Consider the following 18,260-nt stretch of genomic DNA (forward strand, 5'->3'; position numbering starts at 1 on the left):
TCGACAGCAGAGCTATACGGCAGGCGTGAGACGCGTTCGGTATGAGCGATTCGTCGTCGGTCGGCGGGACCAACGTCGACGGGGAGTCACCGCAGCTCGAGCCGACGGTCGAGACCGACGAGGCGACGATCACCGACGACGCCGAACTCGAGCGGACGCTCGGGCTCACCGGCGGCCTCGCCATCGGGATCGGGACGATGATCGGGGCGGGCATCTTCGTCTTTCCGGGGCTGGCCGCCGGACAGGCGGGCCCCGCCGCGGCGGGCTCGTTCGCGATCGGCGCGCTCGTCGCGCTGCTGGTCGCGTTGCCCGCGTCCGAACTCGCGACGGCGATGCCGAAAAGCGGGGGCGGCTACTACTACATCTCCCGCGGTCTGGGGACGCTCGCCGGGACCGTCGTCGGACTGTCGCTGTGGTTCGGACTGGTGTTCGCGACGGCGTTTTACCTCGTCGGCTTCGGCTACTACGCCGTCGATACGCTCGCCGAACTCGGTGTCGCGGTCGGCGACGGGCTCGTCATCCCGCTTGCGCTGCTGTTCGGCGCGGGCTTTACCGTGTTGAACGTCACCGGGACGGAAAACGCGGCGAAGCTCCAGAACGGGATCGTCGCGTTACTGCTGTCGATCCTGGTCGTCTTCCTCGGATACGGCGGCCTCGACGCGATGGGGCTCATCGGCGATCCATCCGCGCCCGAACAGTTCGCGCCCTTCGGCACGATGCCGATACTGACGACGGCGGCGCTCGTGTTCACCTCGTATCTGGGCTTCGCACAGGTCGCGACCGTCGCCGGGGAGATGAAAGACCCCGGCCGGAACCTGCCGCTGGCGATGGTCGGCTCCGTCCTCGTCGTCGGCGTCCTCTACGTCGCGACGATCTTCGTCGCGACGAGCGCCTTCGGGAGCGAACGACTCGCGCAGTTCGGCGAGACGGCCATGGTCGAGGTCGGCCGCCACTACCTCGGCGCGGCCGGTGCCGTCGCGATCGTCTTCGGCGGGCTGCTCGCGACCATGTCGAGCGCGAACGCGTCGATCCTCAGCACGTCTCGAGCCATCTACGCCGTCTCGAAGGACGCCCTGTTGCCGCGACGGGCGAGCAATATCAACCTCCGCTATGGCACGCCCCACGTCGCGCTGGGGATGGCCGGAGGGCCGATCCTCGTGCTGGTCGCGACCGGTCGCGTGGAACTGCTCGCGGAGGTCGCCTCGTTCCTGCATCTGATCACGTACGGGCTGATCTGCGTGGCCCTGCTCGCACTGCGTCGCGACGAACCGGAGTGGTACGACCCCGATTTCCGGACTCCCGGTTACCCCGTCGTCCCGATCCTCGGCGCGCTCGCCAGCTTCGCCCTGATCGGCTTCATGCAACGCGCGTCACAGCTCATCGGCGTCGCGATCATGCTCGTGACCGCCGGGTGGTACGCCTACTACGCCCGCGACGTCACGCTCAGGGGGGCACTCCAATGACTCGAGTCCTCGTCCCGCTGGCGATCCTCGAGGGCGAGACGGTCCCGGCGGGACTGCCGACGCTGCTCGCGTCCACCGACGTGACGGTACTGGGCTATCACGTTCTGCCCGAGCAGACGCCGCCGGACCAGGCGCGACTCCAGTACGAGGACCGGGCGACCGCCGCCCTCGACGATCTCGTCGCCGAGTTCGAAGCGGCCGGCAGCGAGGCCGACCACCGCCTCGTGTTCACCCACGATCGGGAGCAGACGATCGACCGAGTCGCCGCGGAGACCGGAGCGGACGCTTACGCTATTCCGGGCGTGACCGGACCGGTCGATCGGCTTCTCGTGGCGCTCTCCGGCGATGTCGCCGTCGACCGCATTCGTTCGTTCGTCGCCGACTTGATCGCCGATCGGGAGATCGACGTCACGCTCTTTCTCGCGACCGACGACGAGCCCGGCGGCCGCGAATCCCTCGAGACGGCCGCCGAAGCCCTCGCCGCGGCCGGTATCGACGCCGAGACCGAACTTGCGGTCGGCGACGCGCCGTTCGAGGCACTCCTGGGCGCCACTGCGGACCACGACGCCGTCGTCATGGGCGAGCGGGCCCCGTCGCTGCGGTCGTTCCTCCTGGGCGAGGACGAAGAGCGGGTCGCCGCCGAGTCGGTCGGTCCGGTCCTCGTCGTTCGGAGTTCCGACGGCACGTGATCTCCGCGTGTCGGTGTACCCGCACGTTCGCTACTCCTCGTTTTCGCCGCCGGATTCCGGGTCCTCCGCCGTCGCCTCGAGGTACTCGCCGCGAATCACGAGGACCGGATCGACCGTCTCCCGCGCCAGTCGTTCGACGCGATCCCGGAAGACGAAACGGCGGATCGACGGTCGGCTCTCGCCGAGGACGAGGAGGTCGTGAGCCGCCGCGGCGTCGAGGATCGCCGCCGTGGGCGAGTCGTCGACGACGACCGTACGGTCGATCCGCTCGTCGTCGAGACCCGCGGTCACCAGTTCCGATCGCGCCGTCTGGAGCAGTTCCGCGCCCGCGTCTCGCTCCGCCTCGTCGGTCGCGACGTGAAAGAGGGTGACCGTGAGCGTCGTACCGGCGAGGACCGTACAGAGTAACCGGGCGATGTGTTCGACGTTGACGTCGCTCCGAATCGCGACGAGTACCGACTCGAGGACGGGTGCCGGGTTGCAGACCAGGACGGCGTCGCACGATTCCTCGACGGCGACGCGCTCGAACGTCTTCAGTCGGGAGTGGGTAAACGCCAGTCGCGACGCGACGTCGCAGCCGGCGTCCTCGAACACCGTCCGGCGCTCCGCGAGTTCGGCCCGCATGCGGTCACCGTACTGGTCGCGTGCCTGCTCCGTGCCGATCTGGTCGGGGAGTTCGCGATAGCCCAGCAGGACGACCGGGATCGACGCGAACGCGTCGACGAGCGTCCGCGGGACGCTCTCTCCCTCGAGGACGTCGACCGGGATCAACACGCGATGGTCGCGGTCTGACATTGCTGACGAGTCGTCCTCCCACGGGCAGCGTCATATATCCCGGCCTGGGACGGCTCCGTCTCGACGGGCGGCCGGGCGTTTTTGTAGCTCGGGGACTTAAACCAGTACCGTGACGGCGCGAGAAAACAGCGGGACGACGAACGGAGTCGATGCCGTGGCCGCGTTCGGCGAGGCGACCGGCGCGGCCGCTGGCGACGACACGGTCGGAACCGACCGGGGGATCGAGAAAGAGCGGCTACCGACCGAGACGCGCCCGGACGACCGCGAGCCGTCGGCGACGGCCGACCGCGATATCGCCGTCTCCGTCACCGGGCTGTCCAAGCGGTTCGGCGACGGCGAGACGGCGGTGATCGCCGTCGACGAGGTGAGCTTCGACATCGAGACCGGCTCGATCGTCGGCCTGCTGGGGCCCAACGGTGCCGGCAAGACGACGCTCATCAAGTCCATCCTCGGGATGGTCGTGCCGGACGCTGGCAGCGTCCGGATCCGCGACATCGACCTCCGGGAGCGACCGCGGGCGGCCTACGGCGCCGTCGACGCGATGCTCGAGGGGGCGCGAAACGACTACTGGCGGCTGACCGTCCGGGAGAACCTGCGGTACTTCGCCACGATCGGCGGCGTCGACCCGGACTCGGTCCGCGACCGCCACGACCGGCTGCTGGCCCAGCTCGACCTCGAGGCGAAAGCCGACGTTCCGGTCCGCGATCTCTCCCGGGGGATGAAACAGAAGGTGTCGCTGGCCAGCGTCCTCGCCGGCGGCGCCGAGGTCGTCTTCCTCGACGAGCCCACGCTCGGGCTCGACATCGAGAGTTCCCGGACGCTCCAGCGGGAACTGCGACGCCTCGCCGCGGAGGAGGACCTCACCGTCGTCCTCAGCAGCCACGACATGGACGTCGTCGAGACGGTCTGTGACCGCGTCCTCATCATGTCCGACGGGGCGATCGTCGCGGACGACACCGTCGACGCCTTGCTGTCCGACACGGACCGCCACTGCGTTCGGATCGCGAGCGCCGACATCGACGCCGCCCTCGTCTCGCGGCTGCGACGGCGCTTCGATTCGCTCGAGGCCGAGCGACGCGACGCCGGCCACCGGATCGAGGTCGTGACCGACAGCGACGGCCTCTACGAGCTGCTGGCGACGCTTCGCGGCGACGGCGTGACCCTCGAGCGCGTCCGGACGGTCGAGCCGGACCTCGAGGACGTCTTCGTCGAACTGACGAGCGGCGACCGAGGTGACCGATGAGCGCGGGAGCGGATCGGCGGGACGCGACCGACCGTCCGCGGCCGGCCGGCTACCGCCACCTCGCGCGGGCCGTCCTCTACCGCGAGTACCTGATCTTCGTCCGCTACCCGGCCAACGCCGTCGGCGGGCTCGTCATCTCGGTGTTCTTCTTCGGGCTGCTGTTCTACGGCGGCCGGGCGATCGCCGGGCAGGCGCTGACCGACTCCATCGAGGGACTCATCGTCGGCTACTTCCTGTGGTCGCTCTCGGTCGGGGCGTACTCCTCGATCTCGAACGACATCGGGAGCGAGGTCCAGTGGGGGACCCTCGAGCGCCACGTGATGTCGCCCTTTGGCTTCGCTCCCGTGGCGCTGTTGAAGGGCCTCGCCAAGATCGTCCGGTCGTTCGTTACCTCGTCTGTGCTCCTCGCTGTCATGTTGCTCATGACCGGGCGGAGCCTCGAGTTGAACCTCGGAACGATCGTCGTCGTCGCGACGCTCAGCATCGTCTCGGTACTGGGCCTCGGACTGGCCGCCGGCGGCGTGACCGTCCTCTACAAGCGGGTCGGCAACTGGCTCAACCTGCTCCAGTTCGGCTTTATCGTGCTGATCTCCGCGCCCGCGTTCGACCTCGGCTGGCTGCGGTTCCTCCCGCTCGCGCAGGGCAGCGCCCTCCTCCAGCGGACGATGATCGATAACGTTCGCCTCTGGGAGTTCCCGGCGGCCGATCTCGCGGTCCTGCTCGGAGTCGCCGTCGGGTACCTCGCGCTCGGCTACGCGGTCTTCCAGTACGCGACCCGCCGGGCGCGTCGGCTCGGCGTCCTCGGGGACTACTGACCCGCCTCCGGCCCACACCGGACCGACGGCGTCCGGAACCGCAGCCGCCGCCAGACTCTCCCCCGCGGGCCCCGTTCAGTTCCGTATGGCCCACGACAGGATCCACGCGCGCAAACCCACCCACGACCTCGAGCGGTGGTCCGTCGGGACGATCGCCGCCGTCTCCGAGCGGGACGGTCACGCCGTCTTCGAGGTGACGACCGCGGGCGGCGAGTCGATCGAACTCGTCGTGACGGTCGCGATCCGGGACCTCGTCCTCCGGCGACTCGACCTCGGGGCCGACGAGTCGCCGATCGGTGCCCGCGTCTGGTACCGCTCCCGGGGCGGCTGACGGCCGCGGACCGACACCTAGTTTTCGGTGGCGACGGTACCGCGAGGCATGGTCGAGAGTCCGTTCGACGTCGAGATCGAAGTGGGCGAAGTACTCGAGGCCGAACCGTTCCCCGAGGCCGAGAAGCCGGAGATGACCAAGCTGTGGATCGACCTCGGCGACGAGGAGATCCAGTCCGCGGCGCAGTTGGACCACCACCACGACGCCGCCGACCTCGAGGGCCGACAGGTACTCTGTGCGACGAATCTCGGCTCCGTGCGGATCGCGGGGTTCAAATCGGAGGCGCTGACCGTCGGCGTTCCGAGCGAGGAGGGGTATCCCGTGCTGGTCTCGCCCGACGAGGACGTGCCGCTTGGCGGGACGCTGTACTGATCTTGGGAAGAATCTAAGTAGCACCCACTGTAACCGTATGCGTGTGAACGGTGGGGACGGAAACTGACGACCGCGGACGGCTATATCTCTCGAAGGATCTCCGTGAGCGGCACGGAGAGCGTTTTCACGTCGTCGAATACAGCGACCACATCGAGCTGATCCCGATCGACGACGACCCGCTCGAGGGACTTCGAGAAGCCGTCGGCGATGCGTTCGACGACGAATCGATCGACGAACTGCGCGACGAAGCCCGGGAGTTGGCCCGCGAGGAGGCGGCGAACGATGTACGTCGAGACTGATTTCCTGCTAGCGCTTCTCAAGGACTCTGACTGGTTGCAGGCCGAGGCGAAAGCTGCCCTCGACGACCACGAGGTAGAAACGTCGATCCTCGCCTACGCCGAACTCTTTCTCCTCCTCGACGACTACGACGTCGATCGCGTTCGAGCGATTTCCAACCTCGTCGAACTCGTCCCGGTTCGACCAGAGGACCACTCACAGGCCGTTCTCAAGGCGGTCAAGTATCAGGACGAACACGGGATGACGAACTTCGACTCGCTTCACGCGGGGATGGTCGACACGCGGGAGACGCCAGTTCTCGGCAGCGAACGCGACTACGACGACCTCGAGATCGAGCGATCCCGCTCGAGCCGACCGACGACGGCTCCGAGTAGGGCCGCCGGTCCCGTCGCCGGCCGACCACGTTCACCGCGGATCCCGCAGGGTTTTTGCGGTGGAGGGACAGTCACCGGATATGACCGAGGCGACGGGGATCGTCGGCGAGTTCTTCTCGCTCAAGGAAGGGACCGACGCCGACCTCCTGACGATGCAGTGTGGCGACTTCTACGAGTTCTTCGGCGAGGACGCCGAACTCGTCAGCGAGGAACTCGATCTCAAAGTCTCGCAGAAATCGTCACACGGCTCGTCCTATCCGATGGCCGGCGTGCCGATCGACGACCTGACGCCCTATCTCAAGGCCTTAGTCGAGCGCGGCTACCGCGTCGCCGTCGCCGACCAGTACGAGACCGACTCCGGTCACGCACGCGAGGTCGTCCGCGTCGTGACCCCCGGCACCCTGCTCGAGACGAGCGACGCCGACGCCCAGTACATGGCGGCGGTCGTCGACGGCGGCGACGACTACGGCCTCGCGTTCGCCGACGTGACGACCGGCCGATTCCTCGTCGCCGACGCCACCGACGCCGACGAGGCACTGACGGAGCTCTACCGATTCGACCCGGTCGAGGTCCTGCCCGGCCCCGACGTGCGGACCGACGACGAGTTGCTCGAGCAGGTCCGCGAGCGGTTGGACGCGACGCTGACCCTCCACGAGACCGAAGCGTTCGCACCCAAACGCGGTGCCCACACCGTCCGCGACCAGTTCGGGACCGAGACCGTCGACCGGCTGTCGGTCGGCGAACCGACGCTCGCCGCGGCCGGCGCAGTGCTTTCCTACGTCGAGGAAACCGGCGCGGGCGTGCTGGCCTCGATGACCCGCATCCAGGCCCACCACGGCGACGACCACGTCACGCTGGACGCGACTACCCAGCGCAACCTCGAGCTCACGGAAACGATGCAGGGCGACGGCGACGGCTCGCTGTTCGCGACGATCGACCACACCGAGACCAGCGCCGGCGGCCGGCTGCTCAAAGAGTGGCTCCAGCGCCCGCGACGGTCGCTCGAGACGCTCGAGGAACGTCAGGCCGGCGTCGCCGCGCTGTCGACGGCGGCGCTGGCCCGCGACGAGATCCAGGATCGGCTCGGCGAGGCCTACGACCTCGCGCGGCTGGCCTCGAAGGCCAGCCACGGCAGCGCCGACGCGCGGGATCTGGTCGCCGTCCGCGAGACGCTGGCCGTTCTCCCGGCCGTGGCCGAGACGATCGATTCGACGCCGGAACTGGCCGACTCCGCCCTCTCGGCGATCGTCGACCGACCGGACCGGGAAGTCGCCCGAGAGCTGCGCCAGACCCTCGAAGAGGCCGTCGTCGAGGACCCACCCTCGACGGTGACCCAGGGGGAACTCCTCCGGACGGGATACGACGCGGAACTCGACGAGGTGATCGAGCGCCACGAGGACGTCAGGGAGTGGCTCGATACCCTCGCCGAGCGCGAGAAGCGCCAGCACGGGCTCTCACACGTTACCGTCGACCGGAACAAGACCGACGGCTACTACATTCAGGTCGGCAAATCGGCCGCGGACGGCGTCCCCGATCACTACGAGGGGATCAAGACGCTCAAAAACTCGAAGCGGTTCACGACCGAGGAACTCGAGGAGAAAGAACGCGAGATCCTCCGGCTCGAGGACCGGCGCGGCGACCTCGAGTACGACCTCTTCGCGGAGCTCCGCGACGAAGTGGCCGAGCGGGCGGAACTGCTGCAGGACGTCGGCCGGGCCTTGGCGACGATCGACGCGCTGGCAAGTCTCGCGACTCACGCCGCCGAGAACCGCTGGGTGCGGCCGGAACTACATCGGGGCGATCGCCTCGAGATCGAGCAGGGTCGCCATCCGGTCGTCGAGCAGACGACGGAGTTCGTGCCCAACGACGTGCGGCTGGACGAGGACCGCGGCTTTCTGGTCGTCACCGGCCCCAACATGTCCGGCAAGTCGACGTACATGCGTCAGGTCGCGTGTATCGTCCTGCTGGCCCAGATCGGGAGCTTCGTCCCGGCCGAGGCGGCCGAGATCGGCGTCGTCGACGGCATCTTCACCCGCGTCGGCGCGCTCGACGAACTCGCACAGGGCCGGTCGACGTTCATGGTCGAGATGAGCGAACTCTCGAACATCCTGCACACCGCGACCGAGGAGTCGCTGGTCATCTTGGACGAGGTGGGGCGGGGCACCGCGACCTACGACGGCATCTCGATCGCGTGGGCCGCCACGGAGTATCTGCACAACGAGGTCAAGGCCAAGACCCTCTTTGCGACCCACTACCACGAACTGACGGGCCTCGCGGAGAACCTGCCCCGGGTCGCCAACGTCCACGTCGCGGTCGCCGGCGACCCGGAGTCGCCGGCTGCCAGCGGGACGTCGTCTCGCCCGGCCGACGAGCGCGACGGCGAGGTCACCTTCCTGCGGACGGTCCGAGACGGCCCCACGGACCGCAGCTACGGCGTCCACGTCGCTGACCTCGCCGGCGTCCCGGACCCCGTCGTCGACCGCTCGAGGGAGGTCTTAGAGCGCCTGCGCGAGGAGAAGGCCATCGAGGCGAAAGGCGGGGCCTCGAGCGAGCCGGTACAGGCGGTCTTCGATCTGGGCAGCGGGACGATGCGCGCGGCGTCAGGGGACGGGCAGGGATCCGCCGCGGCGTCGACCGACGGCGGCCCGACGGCGGGCGACGGTCAGTCGATCGACCCCGAGACCGAGGCCGTCCTCGAGGACCTCGAGTCGATCGACGTCAACACGACGCCGCCGATCGAACTCGTCTCGAAGGTGCAGGAGTTACAGGAGCGACTCGAGGAGTAAGCCGGCCGCCGATGCCGCGTTTGACGTCGGGGTGTGCGAGTTACCAGTCGTCGCTCGGATGGGTTCCGAAAACGGAACGGCTGAATCGGTAGGGAGACATGCGAGCTTTTCGATGACAACCCATCAAAAGATATTTGATTACATTCTGACCACAGCACCTCATGAATCGGCGACAGTATCTCGCTGCAAGCGGATTGATGGCTGTACCCTTAGCTGGGTGTACTTCGGTGGGGGGTGAGACACGACTCACCGCCGATGGTGTGATCGAGGACGATGGAGGTGTCGTACTGCGTTTAGCGAGAACGGCGAGGATCTATTGCGAATTCAGTTCCAAAAACAGTTCACCGATGACGAGAAACGCGAGTACTATCCATTCTTTGTGACTTCGTGGCAGCCGGATGGCATTCGACTCGACTCACTCCGGCTCAAATTCCGCTCTCCGCCGTCCACTGCTGGCTTCTCACCAGCCGGGATCTCCCTTCGGGAAGGCGACCACGCATACAAAGCGACACTCTCTCAGGACGGCGATAACCCATCGACGACTATCTTGGACATGCCAGACACTACTGGCATCGGCCACGGAAGCGTGAAGACGGATTTTCTTCTTGCTGGAGATCACGAACAGAATCCTCAAGAACTGTGGATTGGAACCGAGGCCGCGCTTTCAGATGACGGTTTTTGGAGAACTAATTATAGTGCGACTGGGGACTTTACTGTCGGGTTTCCCTGAAGAGATACAACGATCATATTCACCACTATCTACCCAATCACACCTTCTGACCGGATGAGACACACCCTGTACTTACCGCTGGTTCACGATCGCCTGTCCGACTCTGTTCCAACGCTACTTGACGATGGACACGAGGTCCTTATGGAGGCCTATTACCGCCTGTGCGACTCGTCGTCGCCGACGCGATTTGGTATCGACCGCTATACCGTTACGCTCGATCCACCGCCGCATTTTGCTACTGCCGGCTTTCCGGTCGATGCCGACCTGCCAGAGGTGGTTAATCGGGTGTCGCAGCCAGTTGTACTCCTCGTGGGCGAACACGTCGATATACGTCGGCGAGTGAGCGATGAGGATGACGTGGATCTGTCTGTCGGCGAGCAACGTCCGACGATACGTCCAGCTACCGTTCGGCTCCGACCCGACCGGCGGCTGGTGATACCACGCCAATAGGTCCCACTCGAAACCGTGTTCCTGGAGTGTCTCCGTGAATTCGCCCAGCGGCCGCTGAATGGTGCCGACGTATTCGGTATCGCGAAGGCGGTACTGGGGCTGCCCGAGCGTTCGCCCGAGACGGGTGATCACGGGACCGAACAGCTGTCTCACGCGGTAGGGAACGTCGGGTTCGAGTGCCTCGACGATCGTCCGCATTTGTCGGCCGTTGGATCTCCAGTGTCTCGAATGTATTGCAGGCACGGCGATACGCGAGGGAAATGAGCGACACCGCGTCAGGGCGATCTAAGCGAAATCTCCCCGTACCGACAGCTCTGACTTACCGCCGGCACGCGATTTCCTGTCCGCCTCTACTCTACTTCTCGGACACAGTTCTTCCGGTAACTACGTCTGCGAATTGAACGCCAGCATTCCGTTGGGGGGGGGTCGAAACTCTCTTGGACAGGACGGGCTATACTTACGCTTATGCAGGAGAGGTCCTATTCTCGTGCTTGTGCCGCTCAGTGAAGGAATACACAACCATTGCTGCGAGTGTGAAACTGATTAGGCCAGTAACTGCTTGACCTGAGGTGAGTAGCAGTGCAGTACCACCAAGAAGCAATACTATACTCCCTACGCTCTTGCGTAGTTCATTGTTGATTTCAGAGTGTTGCTCGAATAGCGTGTTTGAGTGCGTCTCGTCCCGGTTTTCGATATAGTTCTCGGCGAAGCTGGAACGCTCTGAGATACTGTGTCAGCTTATCTTTCGAGATACCTCGATGCGGCGAGAGCCACCGTCGCGTCAGCGACGCGTGGCTCTCGCAGGTATTGACGTGGACCTCTTCGTCGGCGTATTCACCGTCACCGTGGACGACGTATTCACGGGTGAATGCGTCGTCTTCTTCGAGTGGCTCGTACGCTCGAAAGCCGTCAGTATAGACAGTCAACGACTCCTCTTGGCGGTCTGCCAAGAGGAGTCGAATCGTCGATTCGTCGGCGGCTTTCGCTGGGATTACGTACCGCTGTCCAGTGCCGCGATCAGCGAGAATGAACACGGGTGGCTTGTCGCCGTTGTATGAACCTCGCCCACGCGTGGACAGGCCACGCGAGCGCGACTCCTGGTCGCGCTTGCGGCCTTTCTTCCCGGCAGAAACGTACACTTCATCGATTTCGACCGGGCCGACAAGATCGAGAGAGGGCGCATCGAGCGCTCTGGCGAAGCGCTCGATGCGCCGGTGCATCGTTTTGTGTGTGACCTCGATTTCGCACTGGAGTTGTCGGAGACTCGTGTTAAACCGGAGAAACGCGTAGATCGAGAACAGCCACCGGCGGAGTGCAACCTTCGAGTGAGCGAAAATCGTGCCTGTCTTGTCGTTGAACGTGCGGTCGCAATCCTTACAGAGATACCGTTGGAACTCTCTGTAGCTGCCGTTTCTGACTGTTCGGTCAGAACGGCAGCGGGGACAGGTAACACCGTCACACCAGCGAACCTGCTGCAACAGGTCCGCTGCGACCGATTCCGACCCAAACACATCGAGTGGAATCATTCGTGTCGGGCACCGCTGACGCGGTGCCCTTGTCCTCTTTGACTTCACAGCGACCGTTCAGCAGTATCAACAATCTCCTACGGATGAGCGTACTCCCTATGTGTAGGTATCCGATTTTGTCCATGGTTGACACATGAAGCTATGTAGTAAAAAATGCTTGGATAGATAACAACTCATGAGTGGGTGATCAATAACTCCATTCACTGTACTTACCGGTGGTTCACGCTCTCCTGTCCGACTCTACCCGAATTCTCGGACACCCATCTCTTGTCTGTAGAATTCTCGAATGTCCCTTCTCCACTGAAACCAATACTAATCTATTTGTTATTCTGGCAGCGAACAAGCGTAAATCCGGAATGATAGGATTGCTAACGAACTTATTCTCTTGGTTTGATGTGGGGAGCCTTACGGTTGGTGGGATCGTTGGAGCCTATTTCACTTGACTCCAGACTACGGAGTCAATGAAAGACCGGCACACTACTATCCAAGAAAGTATACAAGATAAAACCTCAAGCTCAGAAGTTGATGAGTTTTTAGTGAAACAAGTCGACTACATTGAGGAATGTGATTCATCATTTTATCTGCTAAAGAAGAAAATCCCCGTACTTCGGGAATTACGCGGCCGGACTAAACTAACTATTTCATCTAAGAACGCTATCAGTAGACCATATGTCTGGGCTAAGGAAAATCAGAGAGAAGATTTTGATACATACCTCAGTGAATTATGCTCTGACGGATGTCCCACAGTCAGAGTCGTCTATCCAGAATTAGATGGCAGTTCTGCCACTGGGCTTTCAGAGGTTCAGTTAGAGATCAATTCTATAGATCCAGTAAAACTCTCAAAAACTGTCGACCAAATAGCTCAGTTCCATAAGTACTATTTCGATGAATATCCAGGAGATGGGAGATTTCAGACACTGGGTTGAAGAAGCCTACTGATCAGTTGCCTGTCTGACTCTGTCTGTGTTCTCGGACACAGTACTCATGGTAAGTACAGAGAACGGAGTTACTGGTCCGTCTCTTTCCAGTCGTCCGGGTCTCCTTCACGGAATTCGCCCTTGGCATGGCGCTCGTGAGGCCAGAACGTGGCGCCTAGTAGTCCGACGTAGAACACACCCACAACGGCGACCGCAACGATCCCGGGGATACGGGCGATTCCGGCGGTCGTCAGCCAGTCTTGGCGCGGCGCGAACGCCGTGATCCTGAAGACCCACGCGGCCAAGAGGACGCTGAGCAGCGCGAGGTACACGCGCCGGAGCCGGTTTGCGAGTGCCTCGTAGAACGAGACTTTCAGCGTCGGCCTACGATAGTCCCTGCTCAGTTCCGCTCGCCAGTCGTGATCTTCAGTCCCTGGGACGGATCGAGGGCGTTTGCGAGCAGGTTCTCTTGGATGATTCGAGTACGGGAGCGAAAGACGTCGTAGTCCCGGTATCGCCGTGCTTCAATACCCAGAAAGACCGTGACGACGACGATCCCGATCAGCAGGATATAGTGTGGGTTATCGGTACTCGAAAACGCCCACGTCAGGATCGCTGCCATCAGCGTCACCGCCCACTTCGTCGTCTCGTCGAGGCGCTGCCGCCACGTCCCCACTCGATCTCTCCGCGATAGGCGTGGGCCATCACCGAACCGAGTCCCGTACTGTCGTCGACCATTTCGCGGCCGATCTCCCGTTGGTCCGGTGCCGTCGGGTCGAACTCGTCGCTACTCGAATCGGTCATAGGGGAGAGACACCTCCTCGCTCCATAAGCAGTTGTGGTGGCGGCGTCATCTGAGCGTCATGTCCTGAAGAATGTCGAACAGTACACAACTGTCCTGAACGGGATTGTCACTCCGACTCCGGAAGAAGAACGTGAACCGGAAACTACTGGCTGCCGTCCCGTTCGAACGCCTCGAGCGCGTCCGTGTACGATCGCAGGACCGACAGGAGCAGCGCGAGCAGCAGTAGCGGGGCAGCGTACACGATCTGGGTGTACGAATCCGGGGGCGACGCGACCGCCGAGAGGAGGACCGCGATCGCACCGAAGGCGGCCAGGGTTCGGGCGAATCGACGGTGCGGAGACGAACTCATACCGACGGGTTTCGGACCGAAGATATGAATTTCGCTAGGGGTCGGCGGAACGTGCAGCACGGCGAGGCCGTCGGCGATCGGTAGAACTTTGAGATACCGGGGCACTCGGTAGCACGATGCACGAAGCAGACTTCGACGTGGCGGGGAAGACCGCCATCGTCACCGGCGCGAGCCAGGGAATCGGCGAATCGATCGCGAAGACGTTTGCCGCGGGCGGTGCGGACGTCGCCATCTGTTCGCGCTCGATGGATCGCGTCGGCCCGGTCGCCGACGAGATCAACGACAGCGAGGCCGACGGCGAGGCGCTGGCCGTCGAGTGCAACGTCCGTGAGCGCGAGCAGGTTCAGGCCCTCGTCGACGAGACGGTCGAGGAGTTCGGCGACGTCGACATCCTCGTGAACAACGCCGGCGGTGAGTTCGTCGCGCCGTTCGAGGACATCTCCGCGAACGGCTGGGAGACGATCGTCGACCTCAATCTCAACAGCACCGTCCACTGCACCCAACTCGCCGGCGAGGTCATGCGCGAGGGCGACGGCGGGGCCATCATCAACATGTCCAGCGTCAACGGACAGCACGCCGCGCCCGGCGAGAGTCACTACGGCGCGTCCAAGGCGGCGATCATCCGCCTGACCGAGACGCTGGCCGTCGAGTGGGCCGAGGACGGTATCCGCGTCAACTGCATCGCGCCCGGGCTCATCCAGACGCCCGGCGTCGCCGAGACGCTCGGCATCGACAGCGAGGACATGCCGCCCCGCGAGGAGACCGACCGCCGCATCGGCTACGGCGAGGACATCGCCGACGTCGCGCAGTTCCTCGCCAGCCCCGCCGCCGCCTTCATGAACGGCGAGACCGTGACGGTAAAAGGCGTTCCGCGGGCCGGGAACTCGATGTCTGCGGATCTGGGCCTCGAGGACTGACGGCTTCGGGAGTTCGGTACCTTCGTTCCGGTGTCGGTCGCCAGTAGCTCGACCCGGCCGTCACGCCGGTGGCACGGACGGGCAACGAATATGTCGACCGGCTCCCAAGTGCGACCGATGGCGACGCCTGCGAACCCCGGCATCGACGTGGTTGCGGCCGTCGGCCTGTACGTCGCGGCGGTCGCGGTCGGACTCGTCGCGCTCGGTGGGGTCGCCGCGGGGGCCTCGAGCGACGGTCTCGTGGCGCTGCTCCCGACCGCGTTCACCGCCGGCCTGGTCTGTGGGGCCGTCGTCGCGCGCGTCACCGCCGACGCCGTGGTCCGATTCGGTGCCTGGCGGTGGCGGACCGTCGCTTGCTGGGTACCCGCGTCGCTCGTCGCGGGCGGTGCCGTCGTCCTCTCGGCGACCGGTGCGGTCTCACGGGGCTGGCGGCTGCTACTGCTCGGCATCGCGGCGGGCGCGGTCGTCCTCTCGGGCTGGCTGCTGTCGCGGACGACGCGCGACGCCTACGTCGGTGCGGCGATCGACGACCGCGACGCCGTACTCGCGAACTGGACGTGGTATCAGTCCGGGACCCACGCGTTCCTGATCGGGCTCGGCCTCGCCCTGTTCGGTGTCGGGACGGGGGCCTCGATCGTCGTCGGCACGCCCTCGTACCGGTTCTTTCTCCCGTCGATCGTACTGGTCGTCCTCGGGTGGGCACCGACGCTCTCGGTCCCGACCCCGGGCGGCGACGACCTGACGCTGTTCTCGGTGTCCGGGCTCGAGCACGCCCGCGCCGACGTCCGCGCCTATCCCGACGGCATCGTCGTCGAGCCCCGACTGATTCCGTCGTACAGGCGGTTCGTCCCGTGGGACCGGATCGTCAGCGTGCGAACGACCGAGGACCGGCTCGTCCTCGAGCGCCGGTGGCGACCGGCCGTTCGCTGTGATCGGTCGGCGATCGAGGACGCCGAGGTCGTTCGCGACGCGATCGAGCGGGCGCGGCGGGGGACGGCCGAGTCCCAAACCACAATTTAACGCCGCTCGAACGCGAGCCAAAACCATGAACGGACTGCGGACGAGGACCGATGGGAGCGCACGGGGATCCCCATCGAGTGCGCACGACGGGGACGAACGCCGACGGTACCGCCGCCGCCGTAATCGAATCCAGCAATGACTACCGACTCACCCCAGGACGACACCGAGATCCACCAGTTAGACGAGGACACCGTCGCCCGGATCGCCGCCGGCGAGGTCGTCGAGCGACCCGCCAGCGCGGTGAAGGAACTCGTCGAGAACAGCTTAGACGCCGACGCCGACAGCGTCGCCGTCACCGTCGAGGCGGGCGGCACCGAACTGATCCGGGTCGCCGACGACGGCCGCGGGATGAGCGAGGCCGACCTCCGGGCGGCCGTCCGCGAACACACCACCAGCAAGATCGACGGGCTCGAGGATCTCGAGTCGGGCGTCGCGACGCTTGGCTTCCGCGGCGAGGCGTTACACACCATCGGCTCGGTCTCGCGGCTGACCATCCGCTCGCGACCCCGCGAGAGCGAGGGTGCAGGGACCGAACTGGTCTACGAGGGCGGCGAGGTCACCGCGGTCGAGCCGACGGGCTGTCCCGCGGGAACCACCGTCGAGATCGAGGACCTGTTCTACAACACGCCTGCCCGCCGGAAGTTCCTCAAGACGACCGCGACGGAGTTTTCCCACGTCAACCGCGTCGTCACTCGCTACGCGCTCGCGAACCCGGACGTGGCCGTCTCGCTGACCCACGACGGCCGCGAGGTGTTCTCGACGACCGGACAGGGCGACCTCCAGGCCGCCGTCCTGGCCGTCTACGGCCGCGAGGTCGCCTCCTCGATGATCCCAGTCGAGGCCGACGGCGACGACCTCCCGCCGGGCCCCCTCGAGTCCGTCTCCGGGCTCGTCTCCCACCCGGAGACCAACCGCTCGAGTCGGGACTACCTCGCGACCTACGTCAACGGCCGCGCCGTCACGGCCGACGCCGTCCGCGAGGGGATCATGGGGGCCTACGGGACGCAACTGGGCGGCGATCGCTACCCCTTCGTGACGCTCTTTCTCGCGGTGCCCGGCGAGGCGGTCGACGTCAACGTCCACCCGCGCAAGCGGGAAGTCCGCTTCGACGACGACGACGCCGTCCGTCGGCAGGTCGACGCCGCCGTCGAGTCGGCCCTGCTCGAGCACGGACTGCTTCGCTCGCGCGCCCCTCGCGGCCGGTCGGCCCCCGGCGAGGCGCGGGTCCGGCCCGACGCGCGCGGAGCCGGCGACGGGACCGATCCGGCCGCTGCCGGTGGCGAGTCCGCGACGCTCGAGGACGGCGTCGAAACGGCGGCGTCGACGGACTCGAGCCCGACCGGACGCGACGGTGACGACGACGGCCCGGTCGAGCGGTCGTCGACCGACCGGGCCGCGGACGCGAGGCCGGAAACGGACGCCGGCGATTCCGCGGCTGACGACGGCGCGGCTTCCGCGGCCGGCGATCGGGTCGCGAGCGCCCGCTCGGATTCGAGCGAGTCGACGGCCCCGACTGCGGCGGAACCCGCTGCGGATCCGACGTCCGACACCGGCGGGTCCGTCGCCGACTCGAGCGAGACGGCGGCGGAGTCCGATCCGGCGGCCACCACAGGGGCCTCGAGCGGTCCCGATTCGCGCCGAAACCGCGACGCGAGCGCGGATCCGGAGCGAAATCGCGACCGCGACGCCGGCCGCAAGTTCGACGCCGCGACCGAGCAGCGGACCCTGACCGGCGAGGCCGCGACGGGCGAGGAAACCGCGTTCGACTCGCTGCCCGCCTTGCGGGTGCTGGGCCAGCTCCACGACACCTATCTGGTCTGTGAGACCGACGACGGACTCGTCCTGATCGATCAACACGCCGCCGACGAGCGGGTCAACTACGAGCGCCTGCAGGCGGCCTTCGCCGACGATCCCACCGCGCAGGCGCTTGCCGACCCCGTCGAACTCGAGTTGACCGCCGCCGAGGCCGAGGCCTTTACCCAGTACAGCGAGGCGCTCTCGCGGCTCGGCTTTTATGCCGACCGGATCGACGACCGCACCGTCGCCGTGACGACCGTCCCCGCCGTCCTCGAGGCAACCCTCGAGCCCGATCGGCTGCGGGACGTGTTGGCCTCGTTCGTCGCGGGCGATCGCCAGGCCGGTGCCGAGACGGTCGACGCGCTGGCCGACGAGTTCCTCGGCGACCTCGCGTGCTATCCGTCGATCACCGGCAACACGTCGCTGACCGAGGGGTCGGTCGTGGACCTGCTCGAGGCGTTAGACGACTGCGAGAATCCCTATTCCTGCCCGCACGGCCGGCCGGTGATCGTCCGGTTCGACGAGGCCGAGATCGAGGATCGGTTCGAGCGGGATTATCCTGGTCACGGCGGCTGACGGGGTAG

17 protein-coding genes and 1 pseudogene are annotated in these 18,260 nt (G+C 65.5%); 12 read left to right on the forward strand and 6 right to left on the reverse strand.

Annotated elements, in window-relative coordinates:
* Nucleotides 1–41: 41 nt before the first annotated feature.
* Nucleotides 42–1,463: an APC family permease gene (locus A6E15_RS02500; RefSeq protein WP_076143321.1), complete on the forward strand. Its 1,422-nt coding sequence runs from the start codon at nucleotides 42–44 to the stop codon at nucleotides 1,461–1,463.
* A complete protein-coding gene (locus tag A6E15_RS02505) occupies nucleotides 1,460–2,152 on the forward strand; it encodes a universal stress protein (protein ID WP_076143323.1) in 693 nt (230 codons plus the stop codon). Before A6E15_RS02500 ends, A6E15_RS02505 begins: the two co-directional genes overlap by 4 nt.
* Nucleotides 2,153–2,182: 30 nt before the next feature.
* Here the strand turns inward: A6E15_RS02505 and A6E15_RS02510 are convergent, their stop codons facing one another.
* Nucleotides 2,183–2,947, reverse strand: a complete 765-nt coding sequence (locus A6E15_RS02510) for a universal stress protein (protein ID WP_076143325.1) — start codon at nucleotides 2,945–2,947, stop codon at nucleotides 2,183–2,185.
* 109 nt (nucleotides 2,948–3,056) lie between these two features.
* On the opposite strand from A6E15_RS02510, the gene A6E15_RS02515 reads away from it, so the two are divergent.
* From A6E15_RS02515 to A6E15_RS02535, 5 genes are all read left to right on the forward strand, one after another.
* Entirely contained in the window at nucleotides 3,057–4,190 is a 1,134-nt protein-coding gene (locus A6E15_RS02515; RefSeq protein WP_076143327.1) for an ABC transporter ATP-binding protein, read from the forward strand.
* Nucleotides 4,187–5,005, forward strand: a complete 819-nt coding sequence (locus A6E15_RS02520; RefSeq protein WP_076143329.1) for an ABC transporter permease — start codon at nucleotides 4,187–4,189, stop codon at nucleotides 5,003–5,005. The genes A6E15_RS02515 and A6E15_RS02520 overlap by 4 nt, the downstream gene beginning before the upstream one ends.
* An 85-nt stretch (nucleotides 5,006–5,090) precedes the next feature.
* Entirely contained in the window at nucleotides 5,091–5,336 is a 246-nt protein-coding gene (locus A6E15_RS02525) for a DUF7861 family protein (RefSeq protein WP_076143331.1), read from the forward strand.
* Nucleotides 5,337–5,384: 48 nt separating this feature from the next.
* On the forward strand, nucleotides 5,385–5,708 hold the full coding sequence (locus A6E15_RS02530; RefSeq protein WP_076143333.1) for a hypothetical protein: 324 nt from the start codon (nucleotides 5,385–5,387) through the stop codon (nucleotides 5,706–5,708).
* Between the two features lie 50 nt (nucleotides 5,709–5,758).
* Nucleotides 5,759–6,007 carry a hypothetical protein gene (locus tag A6E15_RS02535; RefSeq protein ID WP_076143334.1) on the forward strand — a complete coding sequence of 83 codons (249 nt, stop codon included), beginning with the start codon at nucleotides 5,759–5,761 and terminating at the stop codon, nucleotides 6,005–6,007.
* A 7-nt stretch (nucleotides 6,008–6,014) separates the two neighbouring features.
* Here A6E15_RS02535 and A6E15_RS20730 read toward each other — a convergent pair whose 3' ends face one another.
* Nucleotides 6,015–6,200 carry a hypothetical protein gene (locus A6E15_RS20730; protein ID WP_175607193.1) on the reverse strand — a complete coding sequence of 62 codons (186 nt, stop codon included), beginning with the start codon at nucleotides 6,198–6,200 and terminating at the stop codon, nucleotides 6,015–6,017.
* Between the two features lie 259 nt (nucleotides 6,201–6,459).
* Between A6E15_RS20730 and mutS the strand changes: the two genes are divergently transcribed.
* Nucleotides 6,460–9,165: a DNA mismatch repair protein MutS gene (mutS, locus tag A6E15_RS02545; protein WP_076143335.1), complete on the forward strand. Its 2,706-nt coding sequence runs from the start codon at nucleotides 6,460–6,462 to the stop codon at nucleotides 9,163–9,165.
* A gap of 844 nt (nucleotides 9,166–10,009) precedes the next feature.
* Here the strand turns inward: mutS and A6E15_RS02550 are convergent.
* Nucleotides 10,010–10,543 (reverse strand): hypothetical protein, encoded by a 534-nt coding sequence (locus A6E15_RS02550; protein ID WP_076143336.1) that lies wholly within the window; start codon nucleotides 10,541–10,543, stop codon nucleotides 10,010–10,012.
* 443 nt (nucleotides 10,544–10,986) lie between these two features.
* Entirely contained in the window at nucleotides 10,987–11,871 is an 885-nt protein-coding gene (locus A6E15_RS02555) for an IS1595 family transposase (RefSeq protein ID WP_076143337.1), read from the reverse strand.
* A 461-nt stretch (nucleotides 11,872–12,332) separates the two neighbouring features.
* On the opposite strand from A6E15_RS02555, the gene A6E15_RS20220 reads away from it, so the two are divergent.
* Complete coding sequence (locus tag A6E15_RS20220; RefSeq protein WP_139326557.1) at nucleotides 12,333–12,797, forward strand: hypothetical protein; 465 nt, start codon at nucleotides 12,333–12,335, stop codon at nucleotides 12,795–12,797.
* A gap of 80 nt (nucleotides 12,798–12,877) precedes the next feature.
* Here A6E15_RS20220 and A6E15_RS02560 read toward each other — a convergent pair.
* Nucleotides 12,878–13,592 (reverse strand): annotated as a pseudogene (locus A6E15_RS02560) (DUF2270 domain-containing protein).
* A 143-nt stretch (nucleotides 13,593–13,735) separates the two neighbouring features.
* Nucleotides 13,736–13,942 (reverse strand): DUF7534 family protein, encoded by a 207-nt coding sequence (locus A6E15_RS02565; protein WP_076148162.1) that lies wholly within the window; start codon nucleotides 13,940–13,942, stop codon nucleotides 13,736–13,738.
* 116 nt (nucleotides 13,943–14,058) lie between these two features.
* Between A6E15_RS02565 and A6E15_RS02570 the strand changes: the two genes are divergently transcribed.
* The 3 genes from A6E15_RS02570 (at nucleotide 14,059) to mutL (ending at nucleotide 18,252) form a co-directional block, all read left to right on the forward strand.
* The gene (locus A6E15_RS02570) at nucleotides 14,059–14,859 is read left to right on the forward strand and encodes an SDR family NAD(P)-dependent oxidoreductase (protein ID WP_076143338.1); all 801 of its coding nucleotides are present in this window, start codon (nucleotides 14,059–14,061) and stop codon (nucleotides 14,857–14,859) included.
* A 117-nt stretch (nucleotides 14,860–14,976) separates the two neighbouring features.
* Nucleotides 14,977–15,879, forward strand: a complete 903-nt coding sequence (locus A6E15_RS02575; protein ID WP_076143339.1) for a hypothetical protein — start codon at nucleotides 14,977–14,979, stop codon at nucleotides 15,877–15,879.
* A gap of 135 nt (nucleotides 15,880–16,014) precedes the next feature.
* Nucleotides 16,015–18,252 (forward strand): DNA mismatch repair endonuclease MutL, encoded by a 2,238-nt coding sequence (mutL, locus tag A6E15_RS02580; RefSeq protein ID WP_076143340.1) that lies wholly within the window; start codon nucleotides 16,015–16,017, stop codon nucleotides 18,250–18,252.
* Nucleotides 18,253–18,260: the final 8 nt, after the last annotated feature.

Origin of the sequence: Natrinema saccharevitans, from assembly GCF_001953745.1 — an archaeon.
Lineage (GTDB): Archaea > Halobacteriota > Halobacteria > Halobacteriales > Natrialbaceae > Natrinema > Natrinema saccharevitans.

Excerpts from the sequence above, each read along its gene's own strand:
- A6E15_RS02500 (WP_076143321.1), top strand. The coding sequence starts at position 42 with ATGAGCGATTCGTCGTCGGTCGGCGGGACCAACGTCGACGGGGAGTCA.
- A6E15_RS02505 (WP_076143323.1), top strand. The coding sequence starts at position 1,460 with ATGACTCGAGTCCTCGTCCCGCTGGCGATCCTCGAGGGCGAGACGGTC.
- A6E15_RS02510 (WP_076143325.1), bottom strand. The coding sequence starts at position 2,947 with ATGTCAGACCGCGACCATCGCGTGTTGATCCCGGTCGACGTCCTCGAG.
- A6E15_RS02520 (WP_076143329.1), top strand. The coding sequence starts at position 4,187 with ATGAGCGCGGGAGCGGATCGGCGGGACGCGACCGACCGTCCGCGGCCG.
- A6E15_RS02525 (WP_076143331.1), top strand. The coding sequence starts at position 5,091 with ATGGCCCACGACAGGATCCACGCGCGCAAACCCACCCACGACCTCGAG.
- A6E15_RS02530 (WP_076143333.1), top strand. The coding sequence starts at position 5,385 with ATGGTCGAGAGTCCGTTCGACGTCGAGATCGAAGTGGGCGAAGTACTC.
- mutS (WP_076143335.1), top strand. The coding sequence starts at position 6,460 with ATGACCGAGGCGACGGGGATCGTCGGCGAGTTCTTCTCGCTCAAGGAA.
- A6E15_RS02550 (WP_076143336.1), bottom strand. The coding sequence starts at position 10,543 with ATGCGGACGATCGTCGAGGCACTCGAACCCGACGTTCCCTACCGCGTG.
- A6E15_RS02555 (WP_076143337.1), bottom strand. The coding sequence starts at position 11,871 with ATGATTCCACTCGATGTGTTTGGGTCGGAATCGGTCGCAGCGGACCTG.
- A6E15_RS20220 (WP_139326557.1), top strand. The coding sequence starts at position 12,333 with ATGAAAGACCGGCACACTACTATCCAAGAAAGTATACAAGATAAAACC.
- A6E15_RS02565 (WP_076148162.1), bottom strand. The coding sequence starts at position 13,942 with ATGAGTTCGTCTCCGCACCGTCGATTCGCCCGAACCCTGGCCGCCTTC.
- A6E15_RS02570 (WP_076143338.1), top strand. The coding sequence starts at position 14,059 with ATGCACGAAGCAGACTTCGACGTGGCGGGGAAGACCGCCATCGTCACC.
- A6E15_RS02575 (WP_076143339.1), top strand. The coding sequence starts at position 14,977 with ATGGCGACGCCTGCGAACCCCGGCATCGACGTGGTTGCGGCCGTCGGC.
- mutL (WP_076143340.1), top strand. The coding sequence starts at position 16,015 with ATGACTACCGACTCACCCCAGGACGACACCGAGATCCACCAGTTAGAC.